At 72.8% G+C, this 13,138-nt stretch carries 12 protein-coding genes; all 12 read left to right on the forward strand.

Annotation, left to right across the window (positions count from 1 at the left end):
- The first annotated feature begins 243 nt into the window (after positions 1–243).
- Positions 244–651, forward strand: a complete 408-nt coding sequence (locus tag ACWEMJ_RS12485; protein WP_452136978.1) for an NADH-quinone oxidoreductase subunit A — start codon at positions 244–246, stop codon at positions 649–651.
- Entirely contained in the window at positions 642–1,283 is a 642-nt protein-coding gene (locus tag ACWEMJ_RS12490) for an NADH-quinone oxidoreductase subunit B (RefSeq protein ID WP_452136979.1), read from the forward strand. Before ACWEMJ_RS12485 ends, ACWEMJ_RS12490 begins: the two co-directional genes overlap by 10 nt.
- Entirely contained in the window at positions 1,280–2,707 is a 1,428-nt protein-coding gene (locus ACWEMJ_RS12495; protein ID WP_452136980.1) for an NADH-quinone oxidoreductase subunit C, read from the forward strand. Before ACWEMJ_RS12490 ends, ACWEMJ_RS12495 begins: the two co-directional genes overlap by 4 nt.
- On the forward strand, positions 2,704–3,663 hold the full coding sequence (locus ACWEMJ_RS12500) for a complex I subunit 1/NuoH family protein (protein WP_452136981.1): 960 nt from the start codon (positions 2,704–2,706) through the stop codon (positions 3,661–3,663). Before ACWEMJ_RS12495 ends, ACWEMJ_RS12500 begins: the two co-directional genes overlap by 4 nt.
- A complete protein-coding gene (locus ACWEMJ_RS12505; RefSeq protein ID WP_452137026.1) occupies positions 3,660–4,220 on the forward strand; it encodes a NuoI/complex I 23 kDa subunit family protein in 561 nt (186 codons plus the stop codon). The genes ACWEMJ_RS12500 and ACWEMJ_RS12505 overlap by 4 nt, the downstream gene beginning before the upstream one ends.
- Positions 4,217–4,834 carry an NADH-quinone oxidoreductase subunit J family protein gene (locus tag ACWEMJ_RS12510; protein ID WP_452136982.1) on the forward strand — a complete coding sequence of 206 codons (618 nt, stop codon included), beginning with the start codon at positions 4,217–4,219 and terminating at the stop codon, positions 4,832–4,834. Before ACWEMJ_RS12505 ends, ACWEMJ_RS12510 begins: the two co-directional genes overlap by 4 nt.
- Positions 4,835–4,836: 2 nt before the next feature.
- A complete protein-coding gene (nuoK, locus tag ACWEMJ_RS12515) occupies positions 4,837–5,208 on the forward strand; it encodes an NADH-quinone oxidoreductase subunit NuoK (protein WP_452136983.1) in 372 nt (123 codons plus the stop codon).
- Positions 5,205–7,157 (forward strand): NADH-quinone oxidoreductase subunit 5 family protein, encoded by a 1,953-nt coding sequence (locus tag ACWEMJ_RS12520; RefSeq protein WP_452136984.1) that lies wholly within the window; start codon positions 5,205–5,207, stop codon positions 7,155–7,157. Before nuoK ends, ACWEMJ_RS12520 begins: the two co-directional genes overlap by 4 nt.
- Positions 7,158–7,191: 34 nt before the next feature.
- A complete protein-coding gene (locus ACWEMJ_RS12525; protein ID WP_452136985.1) occupies positions 7,192–8,718 on the forward strand; it encodes a complex I subunit 4 family protein in 1,527 nt (508 codons plus the stop codon).
- 32 nt (positions 8,719–8,750) lie between these two features.
- Positions 8,751–10,253, forward strand: coding sequence for an NADH-quinone oxidoreductase subunit N (locus ACWEMJ_RS12530; RefSeq protein ID WP_452137027.1), 1,503 nt, complete (start codon positions 8,751–8,753; stop codon positions 10,251–10,253).
- A 105-nt stretch (positions 10,254–10,358) separates the two neighbouring features.
- A complete protein-coding gene (gene htpX / locus ACWEMJ_RS12535; RefSeq protein WP_035863607.1) occupies positions 10,359–11,216 on the forward strand; it encodes a zinc metalloprotease HtpX in 858 nt (285 codons plus the stop codon).
- Positions 11,217–11,320: 104 nt separating this feature from the next.
- On the forward strand, positions 11,321–13,057 hold the full coding sequence (gene ctaD, locus ACWEMJ_RS12540) for an aa3-type cytochrome oxidase subunit I (RefSeq protein WP_452137028.1): 1,737 nt from the start codon (positions 11,321–11,323) through the stop codon (positions 13,055–13,057).
- Positions 13,058–13,138: the final 81 nt, after the last annotated feature.

Genomic DNA, 13,138 nt, shown 5'->3' on the forward strand with positions numbered 1-13,138 from the left:
CTTGACGATCACCAGCATCCAGGTTGCGGACCACGCGCCGCCATGGTGCTGCACTCCGTCTTCGTCCGGGGGTTATCCCCACCCCCGGTGCTGAACCCCGCTGCCGCCGGGCCCGCAAGCCAATTCCGACGGGTGTCCACCGGACGTCTTGCAGAACGGGCGGATGGGGGAGTAGACGAGCGGTGCACATAGACTCCCGCGATAGCGATGGTTATGGACGGGCAAAGAAGAAGGGCGTGACCCATGGAGTGGCAGCCGCTCGCTGCCGACCCCGCCGCCGGCAGCGGCTACTTCGACGCCTACGCGGCGATCGGCCTGCTGGCGGTCATCGGCGTCCTCTTCGTCGCGGTGGCGTTCACCGCCAACCGCCTGCTGCGGCCGGTGGTCGACACCCCGGAGAAACTGCTCGCCTACGAGTGCGGCGTCGACCCGGTCGGCGAGGGCTGGGCGCACACCCAGATCCGCTACTACGTCTACGCCTTCCTGTACGTGATCTTCGCGGTCGACGCGATCTACCTGTTCCCGTGGGCCACGGTGTTCGCCGCCGCGGGTTTCGGGGCGGTCACGCTGGTGGAGATGTTCGTCTTCATCGGCTTCCTCGCGGTCGGACTGCTCTACGCCTGGAAGAAGGGCGTTCTGGAATGGACGTGACGCACTCCCACGGGACGCCCGGTCAGGGCCCGGTCCCGCTCGGTATCCCCGACCCGGCCAACCCCGGCGCCGCCGTCGAGCAGCGCCGCCTCGGCCCGCTCGCCCGGCTCGCCCCGGACCCGGTCAAGGTGGTGCTCAACTGGGGCCGCCGCTACAGCCTCTGGTGCTTCAACTTCGGACTCGCCTGCTGCGCGATCGAGTTCATCGCCGCGTCCATGGCCAAGCACGACTTCATCCGGATGGGTGTCATTCCGTTCGCGCCCGGCCCCCGCCAGGCCGACCTGATGATCGTCTCGGGCACCGTCACCGACAAGATGGCCCCCGCCGTCAAGCGCCTGTACGAGCAGATGCCCGAACCCAAGTACGTCATCTCCTTCGGCGCCTGCGCCAACTCCGGCGGCCCCTACTGGGACTCCTACTCCGTCACCAAGGGCGTCGACCAGATCATCCCGGTCGACGTCTACGTGCCCGGCTGCCCGCCCCGGCCCGAGGCGCTGCTCCAGGGCATCCTCAAGCTCCAGGAGAAGATCGCCGCCGAGGACGTCCCGCAGCGCTATTCCACACCCGCCGCCGCGCTGCGCCGCCCGCTGCAGGCCGCGCCCGCCCCTGCCGTCGAGGAGGGCGAACGGTGACCGAGACCCCCGAGGCCCCGTCCGCCGCCGAGCAGGCCGCCGCCGCGATCGGCCCCTGGGCGACCGCCGCCGAGGCGTACGACCTGCTCACCGTCACCGTCCCCGCCGAGCACTGGATCGAGGCGCTCACCGCCGCCCGCGACGGCCTCGGCCTGACGTTCCTGGACTGGCTGAGCGCCGTCGACGAACTCGCCGAGGGCTTCGCCGTCTGCGCCCACCTGGCCGCCGTCGGCGAGCCCGGCCGGGTGCGCCGACTGCTGCTGCGCACCCGGGTGCCGCGCGAGCAGGCCGCGCTGCCGACCGCCGTCGGGGTGTACGCCGGCGCCGCCTGGCACGAGCGGGAGACCCGCGAGATGTTCGGCATCGAGTTCCCCGGCCACCCCCACCCGGCCACCCTGCTGCTGCCGGACGGCTTCGAGGGCCACCCGCTGCGCAAGGACTTCGTGCTCGCCGCCCGGGTCGCCAAGGACTGGCCCGGCGCCAAGGAGCCCGGCGAGTCCGAGCACGGCGGCGGCCCGGCCCGGCGCAAGATGCTGCCGCCCGGCGTCCCCGACCCCAACGAGTGGGGCCCCCTCAAGGGCACCCTCCCCCCGGTCGCCGAACGCCCCGCCCGCGCGGCCCGCGCCGGCGCGGCAGCCGCCGACCGTCCCCGCCGCACCCGCACCGCCGAGTCGGCTGCGCCCGCCGCCGATGCGCCGCCGGTGCGCGCGGACCGTCCGCGCCGCAGCCGCAGCGTCGGCGAAGGTTCGGTCAGCCAGGCCGTGCCCGAGCCGCCGGCCACTCCCGAGGCCCCGCGCCGCACCGCCAGGACCCAGTCCTCCGACGCCCCGTGGCACGCACCCGTCCCGGCCCACGACAAGCCCGCGGCGGACGAGGCGGCGGAGCCCGAGGCGGCGGAGTCCGAGGGTACGGAGGCGAAGCCCGCGCGGCCCGGTGCGGTGGAAGCGACACCTGCGGCCGAGCCGACCGAGTCCGTTCAGGCTGCGCCTGCGCCGACCGGGCCGGTAGAGCCCGAGGTGGCGCAGCCGAAGGTCGAGAGGCCGGCGACCGCTCAGGCCGGGCCCACGGGGCCGACGGCCGCGGAACCCGAGGCAGCGGAGCCTGCGGCGGCGAAGCCCGCTGACGCGCACCCCGAGCCTGCGAAGCCCAAGGCGGTGGAGCCTGCTGACGTCCAGCTCGGGTCCACGGAGCCGACGGCCGGGGAGCCTGAGCTCGCGCAGCCTGCGGCGGCGAAGCCCGCTGCCGCGAAGCCCGAGCCCGCTGACGCGCACCCCGAGCCTGCGGAGGCGGGGCCCGCGAAACCCGCTGCCGTGGAGCCCGAGGCGGCCGGCCCCGAGCCCGCCGGTGGTGATTCCGGACAGTCCGAGACCGAACAGCAGCAGCCCCCGCGGCCCGACGATGCGCAGAACGGAGACAGCGCGTGAACCTTCTCGACACGCTGCTGCGTTGTGTCGGCACGCTGGTGGTGTTCCTGGTGCTGCCGCTGGTGGTCGGGCAGACCGAGCACAAGGTGATGGCGCACATGCAGGGCCGGCTCGGCCCGATGTACGCGGGCGGGTTCCACGGCTGGGCGCAGCTGGTGGCCGACGGCGTGAAGTTCGCGCAGAAGGAGGACGTCGTCCCGGCGGGGGCGGACCGGCGGATCTTCCGGTTGGCGCCGGCGGTCGCGCTGCTGCCGTACCTGCTGGTGCTGCTGGTGATCCCGGTCGGCCCGAACGGGCTGGTCGGGCAGGCGGTGGACGCGGGGATCTTCTTCGTGCTGGCGGTCATGGGCATCGGCGTGCTGGGCTCGCTGATGGCCGGCTGGGCGTCGGCGAACAAGTTCTCGCTGCTGGGCGCGTTGCGGACGGCCGCGCAGCTGATGTCGTACGAGCTGCCGATGCTGCTCGCGGCGGCGTCGGTGGCGATGGCGGCGGGCACGGTGTCGCTGCCGGGGATCGTGGAGTCGTTCCACTGGTGGTGGCTGCCGTGGCAGCTGGTCGGCGGGTTCGTGTTCTTCACGGCGGGCCTGGCCGAGTTGCAGCGTCCGCCGTTCGACATGCCGGTGGCCGACTCGGAGATCATCTTCGGCGCGTACACCGAGTACACCGGTCTGCGTTTCGCGCTGTTCCTGCTCGCCGAGTACGCGGGCATCGTGGTGCTCTGCGGGCTGACCACGGTGCTGTTCCTGGGCGGTTGGCACGGCCCGTTCTCCGACAGCCTGGGCTGGCTGTGGACGCTGCTGAAGACCTTCGCGCTGGCGTTCGTGGTGCTCTGGCTGCGGGTCACCTACCCGCGGCTGCGCGAGGACCAGCTGATGCGCTTCGCGTGGACGGTGCTGATCCCGCTCGCCCTGGCCCAGCTCGCCCTCACCGGCATCGTCAAGGTGGCGATCTCCTGATGAAGTTTCCCGGCTCCGGCCTGGCCAAGGGCCTGGCCGTCACCATGCGGACGATGACGCGCAAGACCGTCACCGCGCAGTACCCGGACGTGCAGCCCGAGCTGCCGCCGCGTTCGCGCGGGGTGATCGCGCTGCTGGAGGAGAACTGCACAGTCTGCATGCTGTGCGCCCGCGAGTGCCCGGACTGGTGCATCTACATCGACTCCCACAAGGAGACGCTGCCCGCCGCCGACCCGAACGCCCGCGCCCGCACCCGCAACGTGCTGGACCGCTTCGCCATCGACTTCTCGCTCTGCATGTACTGCGGGATCTGCATCGAGGTGTGCCCGTTCGACGCGCTGTTCTGGTCGCCGGAGTTCGAGTACGCGGAGACCGACATCCGCGAGCTCACCCACGAGCGCGACCGGCTGCGCGAGTGGATGTGGACGGTGCCGCCGCCGCCCGCGCACGACGCCGCGGCGGAGGAGCCCAAGGAGATCGCCATGGCCCGCAAGGCCGCCGACAAGCTGGCGGCCGCCGCGGCCGCCGCTGCCGCCGAGGAGGGTGAGCGGAGTTGAGCACCCTGCTGGCCGCGGCGGGCTCGCTGGAGCCCGCCGCGCGCTCGTACCTCTCGCCGACCGGGCAGGAGATCGTCTTCCTGCTGGTCGGTGTCCTCGTGCTGGGCGCGGCCGTCGTCTCGGTGACCACCAAGCAGCTGGTGCACGCCGCGCTGTGGCTGGTGGTGGCGCTGGGCGGGCTGGCCGTCGAGTTCCTGCTGCTGACGGCCGAGTTCGTGGCCTGGGTGCAGGTGCTGGTGTACCTGGGCTCGGTGGTCGTGCTGGTGCTGTTCGGCCTGATGCTGACCCGCGCCCCGATCGGTCGCTCCCCGGACGCCGACTCCGGCAACCGCCCGGCGGCGCTGGCCGTCGGCGTGGCCTCCGCCGCGACCCTGGTGACGCTGGTGGTGGACGCGTTCCGCTCGTCCTGGATCGACCTGTCCGGCCCGGCCGGGACCACCCGGCTCACCGGCGAGTTCCTGTTCTCGCACTGGGTGCTGCCGTTCGAGGCGCTGTCGGTGCTGCTGCTGGCCGCCCTGGTCGGCGCGATCGTGCTGTCCCGCACCAAGGGCGACCGGACGAAGCCCCGCCCCGGGAACCTGCGCACCGCCCTGACGAAGACGAAGGAGCGCTGAGCGTGCACCTCGCCTACCCCGCCGTCCTCGCCGTGCTGCTGTTCAGCGTCGGCGTGTACGGCGTGCTCGCCCGGCGCAACGTCGTCCTGGTGCTGATGTCGGTCGAGCTGATGCTCAACGCCGTCAACCTGAACCTGGTCGCCTTCGACGTCTGGCTGCGCGACACCCTGCACGCCGGCCAGGCGCTCACCCTGTTCACCATCACCATCGCCGCCGCCGAGATCGGCCTCGGCCTGGCCGTCGTGCTGCTGGTGTACCGCACCCGCCGCACCGCCGCCGTCGACCGGGTCACCGCGCTCGGCGACCGGCACGAGGCGGACGACCCGGACCGGTCGGCCGAAGCTGCCGAGGAGAAGGAGCAGGCCGCCGCATGAACCTCGCGCTGCCGATCCTCGTCCCCGTCCTGCCCGCGCTCGGCGCCGCCGCCGGCCTGGCCACCGGACGCCGCCACCCCGCGCTGGCCCGCCCGATCGCCGTGCTGCCGGTCGCGGTGTCCGCCGTCCTCGCCCTGGTCACGGCCCTGCAACTGGGCACCGGCACCACCCTGGACGCCGGCACCCGGCTCGCCCCCACCGGCGGCCCGGAGATCACCCTGGCCCTGCACCTGGACGGCTTCAGCTCGCTGATCTCGGTGCTGGTCGGCCTGGTCGCCACCTGCGTGCAGATCTACTCCACCGCCTACCTGAAGGACGACCCGCGCTACCCGTCGTACGCGGCGCTGGTCTCGCTGTTCACCGCCGCGATGTACCTGGTCGTCTTCTCCGGCGACCTGATCGTGCTGCTGGTCGGCTGGGAAGTCATGGGCATCTGCTCGTACTTCCTGATCGGCCACCACTGGGAGACCGCCGACGCCCGGGCCGCCTCGCTGAAGGCCTTCCTGGTCACCAAGCTCGGCGACGTGCCGTTCCTGTTCGGCCTGTTCCTGCTCGGCGCGGACGCCGGGACGTTCCGGATCGGCGAGGTGCTGAACGCCGACCTGCACCACCCCACGCTGATCGCCCTGCTGCTGCTCGCCGGCGTGGCCGGCAAGAGCGCCCAGTTCCCGCTGCACACCTGGCTGCCCGACGCGATGGCCGGCCCGACGCCGGTCTCCGCGCTGATCCACGCCGCCACCATGGTCGCCGCCGGCGTTTACCTGGTCGCCCGGCTGCTGCCGGTCTTCCTGCAGTCCTCCGCCGCCCTGGTCGTACTGGCCGTGATGGCCGCCGTCACCATGGTCGGCTCCGCCCTGTGCGCCCTCGCCCAGGACGACCTGAAACGCGTCCTCGCCTACTCGACGGTCGGCCAGCTCGGCTACATGGCCGGCGCGCTGGCCTCCGGCGACCGCCAGGCCGCGGTGTTCCACCTGGTCTCGCACGGCGCGTTCAAGGCGCTGCTGTTCCTCGGCGCCGGCGTGGTCATCCATGCCGCCCACACCAACTCGCTCAGCGCGATGGCCCGCATGGACGGCCTGCGCCACCGCATCCCCGACGCCTGGTGGACCATGGGCATCGGCCTGGCCGCGCTGGTCGGCCTGCCGCCGCTGGCCGGCTTCTTCTCCAAGGAGTCGGTGCTCACCGCCGCCGAGCACGCCGCCCACGGCGAGGCCCTCAGCGGCAGCCTCGGCCCCGCCTCCGCCGTCCCCACCGCCGTCGGCTGGACGGTCCTGGTGGCCGGCCTGCTCACCGCGCTGCTCACCGCCGTCTACGCCACCCGGCTGTGGCTGGCCGTCTTCTACGGCCGCACCGCCGACGGCGGCTCGCTCGCCCCGCAGCCCGGCGCCCCGTACTCCCCGGAGGTCGACGAGGCCGACCCCGGCCACGCCGAACCGGCCGCGATGCGCTGGCCGCTGTGGGTGCTCGCCGTCCCCGCGATGGCCTTCGGCCTGACCGGGCTGCGCACCGACTGGCTGCCCGACCTGCTCGACGGCGAGTCGCTGCGCCCGTCCCTCACCACCGGCGTGCTCGGCACCGGCATCGCCGTGGCCGGACTGCTGATCGGCTGGGCCGCCTGGCGCACCGTCACCGCCCGCACCCCCGCCGACCGGCCCGCCGGCGACCCGGCCCGGCTGCTGCTCGGCCCGCTGTACCGGCCCGCCCAGCACGGCTTCGGCGTCGACCGGCTGTACAGCACCCTGTTCGTCCGGCCCACCGAGGCCGCCGCCCGACTGGTCCGGTTCCTGGACCGCGCCGTGGTGGAGACCTACGTCCGCGGCGCGGGCGCCGCACCGGGCTGGCTCGGCCGCGCCGTCCGCTTCGCCCAGACCGGCAACGCCCAGGGCTACCTGAGCGCGCTGCTCGCCGGGGCCGTCCTGCTCGTCGTCCTGGTGGCGGTGGGATCGTGACGCACCCCCAGACTCCCGCCCCTAGGAGCCACCGATGAACGCTGTCCTCATCGCCCTCCTGGCCCTGCCGCTGCTCGGCGCCGCCCTGATGCTCGCCCCGATCGGCGACCGCCGGGCCCTGCGCCTCGGCACCACCGTCACCGGCGCCACCCTGCTGCTGGCGATCGCCCTCGCCGCCGGCTTCGACCACGGCGAGCCCGGCCGGATGCAGGCCGTCACCGACGTGTCCTGGATCCCCGCGCTGGACGTCCGCCTGCACCTCGGCACGGACGGCATCTCGCTGCCGCTGCTGGTGCTCACCGCGCTGCTCACCTTCCTGTGCGCGCTCTACTCGGTGAAGAAGCTCCCCGAGGGCCCCGGCGGCCGCGCCTTCACCGGGCTGCTGCTCCTGCTGGAGACCGGCATGCTCGCCACCTTCGCGGTGCTCGACCTGGTGCTGTTCTTCCTGGCCTTCGAGATCGTGCTGATCCCGATGTACTTCCTGATCTCCCGCTGGGGCAGCGGACAGAAGGTCGCGGCCGCGAACCGGTTCATCCTGTACACCCTGCTCGGCTCCGCCGTGATGCTGCTCGGCTTCCTGCTGATCGGCGTCAAGGCCGGCACCTTCGACATGGTGAAGCTCGCCGACGCGCACGGCTCCGGGCTCTCGCACACCACCCAGCTGATCGCCGCGCTGGCGATCCTGGTCGGCCTCGCCGTCAAGGCGCCCGCCTGGCCGCTGCACTCCTGGCTGCCCGACGCGCACACCGCCGCCCCGACCGCCGGCTCGGTGCTGCTGGCCGGCGTCATGCTCAAGATGGGCACCTACGGCCTGGTCCGCGTCCTGCTGCCGATCGTCCCGGACGGCGCCGCCACCTACGCCCCGTACCTGGGCGCGTTCGCCGCCGTCGGCATCGTCTACGGCTCGCTGGCCTGCCTGGCCCTCGCGCGGACGGGCGCCAAGGGCGACCTGAAGCGGCTGATCGCGTACTCCTCGGTCGGCCACATGGGCTTCGTGCTGCTCGGCATCGCCTCGCTCACCCCGACCGGCCTGAACGGCGCGCTGTTCGCCAACATCGCGCACGGCCTGATCACCGGCCTGCTGTTCTTCGTGGTCGGCGCGGTCAAGGACCGCTACGGCACCGCCGACCTGGACACCCTCGCCGGGGCCACCGGCGCCGCCCTGTACGGCCGCGCGCCGCGGATCGGCGCCCTGCTGGCGTTCGCCGCCGTCGCCAGCCTCGGCCTGCCCGGCCTGGCCGGATTCTGGGGCGAACTGCTCGCCATGTACGGCGCGTTCGACCCGGCCGACGGCCTCTCCCGGCCCGCCTTCGTCACCTACATGGCACTGGCCGGCCTCGGCACCCTGCTGACCGCCGGCTACCTGCTGGTCGTGGTCCGCCGGGTCTGCATGGGCGACCCGAAGCAGCCCGCCCCGGTCGCCGACCTGCCCGACCTGCGCGGCTACGAGGCCGCCAGCTGGACGCCGCTCGCCGCGCTCACCCTGGTGGCGGGCCTGTGGCCGGCGCTGCTGCTCGGCCTCTCCGACCCGGCCGTCAAGCACCTCCTCGGGAGCGGCTGATGACCACCACACACGACCTGGGGCAGCCCCTCATGACTCCGCTCGCCGTCGCCGACCCGGGCGCCCTGATCCAGTCCGTCGACTGGGTGGCCGTCGCCCCGCCGCTGATCGCCGCGCTCACCGCCCTCGCCGTGCTGGTCGCCGACCTCTTCCTGCCCGCCGCCCGCAAGCGCCTGCTCGGCCGGCTGAGCGCGGCCGGGCTGCTCGCCGCGCTGGCCATGCTGCTGCCGCTGGTGCTCGGCGACACCCGCTCCACCTTCTGCTTCACCACCGGCGGCTGCTCCTACACCGCCGACCGGTTCGCACTCGCCTTCCAGCTGCTCGCCCTCGGCGGCGCGCTGCTCACCGCCCTGCTCTCGCTGCACACCGTCGAGGACGAGAAACTGCCCGGCGGCGAGTACTGGTTCCTGCTGCTCTCCTCCGCCTGCGGCGCCGCCCTGCTGCCCGCCGCCCGCGACCTCGCCACCCTGGTGATCGCCCTGGAGGTCGCCACCCTGCCCGCCTTCGCCCTGGTGGCGCTGCGCCGGGACGGCCGGGGCGCGGAGAGCGCGCTCAAGTTCTTCCTCTCCTCCGTCACCGCGACCGCCGTGATGCTGCTCGGTGTCAGCTTCGTCTACGCCGCCGCCGGCACCCTCCAGCTCCAGGGCATCGCCGACGGCCTGGCACACGCCCCCGCCCAGCTGAAGCCGCTGGCCGAGGCGGGCGCGGTGCTCACCCTGATCGGGTTCGCGTTCAAGACCGCCGCCGTCCCGTTCCACTTCTGGGTGCCCGACACCTACGTTGGCGCGCCGCTCCCGGTGGCCGGCTACCTGTCGGTGGTCGGCAAGGCCGCGGGCCTCTCCGGCCTGGCGCTGGTCACCACCGTCGCGTTCCGTCCGTACGGCCACACCTGGGGCCTGGTGCTGGCGGTGCTGGCCGCGCTGACCATGACGGTCGGCAACGCGGCGGCGCTGCGCCAGCGCGCCGACACCCCGCACGGCGCGGTGCGGCTGCTCGCCTGGTCCTCGGTCGGCCAGGCCGGCTACCTGCTGGTGCCGCTGGCCGCCGCCGGGTACGCCGACTCCGCCGACCCGCTGGGCGCGACGGTCGCGTACGCGCTGATCTACGGCCTGGTGAACCTGGGCGCGTTCGGCGTGGTCGCGCTGGTCGGCGGCACGGGCCGGCTGGACGCGTTCCGCGGGCTGGCCTCGCGCAACCGCTGGGCGGCGTTCGCGCTGGCGTTCTTCCTGCTCTGCCTGGCCGGCCTGCCGCCGGGCGTGGTCGGCCTGTTCGGCAAGGTCGTGGTGTTCCGGGCGGCCGTGGACGCGGGCCTGGGCTGGCTGGCCGTGGTGATGGCGGTGAACGTGGTGATCGCGCTCGCCTACTACCTGAAGTGGACGGCCCTGCTGTTCGCCCCGGCCGACTCCGCGGACCTCGCCGCGCCGCGTGTCCCGGCCTCGCTGACCGCCGCGCTGGGCCTCGCCGCGAGCGGCGCCGCGGTGCTGTCGGTGGCCCCGCAACTGGTGCTCCAGGTGGTGTCGGGCAGCCTGTTCTGACCTGTGGTCGAATGCCGGAGGGAACGATCGGGCCAGCTCGGCGCGTTGATCCCGGCAGAAGGAGGCTGCTCCGCCGGCCTCCCCGGCACCACAGGAGGGCCCGCAGTGCACCGCCACCACAACGGATTGCGGACGGCCGTCCTGCTCGGCGGCCTCTCCGCGCTGATCCTGGTGATCGGCAGCTTCTTCGGCCGCACCGGCCTGCTGGTGGCGCTGCTGATCGCGCTCGGCACCAACGCCTACGCGTACTGGAACAGCGACAAGCTGGCGCTGCGCGCGATGCGGGCCCGGCCGGTCAGCGAGATCGAGGCCCCGCAGCTGTACCGGATCGTCCGCGAGCTCTCCACCGCCGCCCGGCAGCCGATGCCCAGGCTCTACATCTCGCCCACCCCCGCGCCGAATGCTTTCGCCACCGGCCGCAACCCGCGCAACGCGGCGGTCTGCTGCACCGACGGCATCCTCCAGCTGCTGGACGAGCGCGAGCTGCGCGGGGTGCTCGGCCACGAGCTCAGCCACGTCTACAACCGGGACATCCTGATCTCCTCGGTGGCCGGCGCGCTCGCCTCGGTGGTGATGTTCCTGGTCAACTTCGCCTGGCTGATCCCGTTCGGCCGCTCCGAGGACGACGACGGCCCGGGCCTGTTCGGCATGCTGCTGATCATGATCCTGGGGCCGATCGCCGCGAGCCTGATCCAGCTGGCCGTCAGCCGCTCCCGCGAGTACCAGGCCGACGCCGACGGCGCCCGGATCACCGGCGACCCGCTGGCCCTGGCCAGTGCGCTGCGCAAGCTGGACGCCGGCACCCAGCGCCTGCCGCTGCCGCCCGAGCCGCAGCTGCAGACGGCCAGTCACATGATGATCGCCAACCCGTTCCGGCCCGGCGAGGTCGGCGCGAAGCTGTTCTCCACCCACCCGCCGATGCGCGAGCGGATCGACCGCCTGGAGCGGATGGCCGGGCGCTGACTCCTTCGGGGGAGGGCCCGGCGAGCGTCCGGTCCGGCCCCGGGCCCCGCTGGTAGTGCTGGACGCACTGCCAGACCCGAGGCCGGAGGTGCGGTGCGGTGACGATGCTGCCGAGCGATGCCGAACTGGGCGGCCCGACCGCCCCGCCACCCGCCCCGCAGGTGCCGCGCCGCCGCTTCGGCCGGGCCACCCGCCCCCGCCGGGGCCGCGCGCTGGTGAGCTGGCTGACCACCACCGACCACAAGCAGATCGGCACCCTGTACCTGGTCACCTCGTTCGCGTTCTTCCTGATCGGCGGGGTGCTGGCGCTGCTGATGCGGGCCGAACTGGCCCGGCCGGGGACGCAGATCCTCTCCAACGAGCAGTTCAACCAGGCGTTCACCATCCACGGCACGATCATGCTGCTGATGTTCGCCACCCCTCTCTTCGCCGGCTTCGCGAACTGGTTCATGCCGCTCCAGGTCGGTGCCCCCGACGTCGCCTTCCCCCGGCTGAACGCCTTCGCGTACTGGCTGTACCTGTTCGGCTCGCTGATCGTGGTGGCCGGGTTCCTGCTCCCCGGCGGCGCGGCCGACTTCGGCTGGTTCGCCTACGCGCCGCTGAACAGCGCGGTGCACTCGCCGAACATCGGCGCCGACCTGTGGATCATGGGCCTGGCGTTCTCCGGCTTCGGCACCATCCTCGGCTCGGTCAACTTCGTCGCCACCATCGCCTGCCTGCGCGCGCCCGGCATGACGATGTTCCGGATGTCGATCTTCTGCTGGAACGTGCTGCTGACCGCCGTGCTGATCCTGATGGCGTTCCCGGTGCTGGCCGCCGCGCTGCTCTGCCTGGAGGCCGACCGCAAGTTCGGCGCGCACGTCTTCGACCCGGCCAACGGCGGTGCGATCCTGTGGCAGCACCTGTTCTGGTTCTTCGGGCACCCGGAGGTCTACATCATCGCGCTGCCGTTCTTCGGCATCGTCTCGGAGATCCTCCCGGTGTTCAGCCGCAAGCCGATGTTCGGCTACTCCGGCCTGATCGGCGCCACCATCGCCATCGCCGGCCTGTCGATCACGGTCTGGGCGCACCACATGTTCGTCACCGGGCAGGTGCTGCTGCCGTTCTTCTCCTTCATGACCTTCCTGATCGCCGTCCCGACCGGGGTGAAGTTCTTCAACTGGCTGGGCACCATGTGGCGCGGCTCGCTCTCCTTCGAGACCCCGATGCTCTGGTCGGTGGGCTTCCTGGTGACCTTCCTGTTCGGCGGCCTTACCGGCGTGGTGCTGGCCTCGCCGCCGCTCGACTTCCACGTCTCCGACAGCTACTTCGTGGTCGCGCACTTCCACTACGTGGTGTTCGGGACGGTGGTGTTCGCGATGTTCGCGGGCTTCTACTTCTGGTGGCCGAAGATGACCGGCCGGATGCTGGACGAGCGGCTCGGGAAGATCCACTTCTGGACGCTGTTCGTCGGCTTCCACACCACCTTCCTGGTCCAGCACTGGCTCGGCGCGGAGGGCATGCCGCGCCGCTACGCCGACTACCTCGCGGCGGACGGCTTCACCGCCCTCAACACGGTGTCGAGCATCGGCTCGTTCCTGCTCGGCCTGTCCACCCTGCCGTTCCTCTACAACGTCTGGCGGACCGTCGGGCACGCGCCGAAGGTGGACGTCGACGACCCGTGGGGCTACGGCCGCTCGCTGGAGTGGGCGACCTCCTGCCCGCCGCCCCGGCACAACTTCGTCACCCTGCCGCGGATCCGCTCCGAGTCCCCGGCGTTCGACCTGCACCACCCCGACATCGCCGAGTTCGACCGGCAGCAGAACAGCCCGGCCGGGGTCCTGCCGCCCGACGTGCGATGACCGTTTCGCGGTGATACGAATCGATTCGTCCCTCCGCCGTGCGAGGCACGGGGACGATCGGTCTGACCGTGTGCGGGATCG

The sequence above is a fragment of the Kitasatospora sp. NPDC004531 genome, from assembly GCF_053602195.1.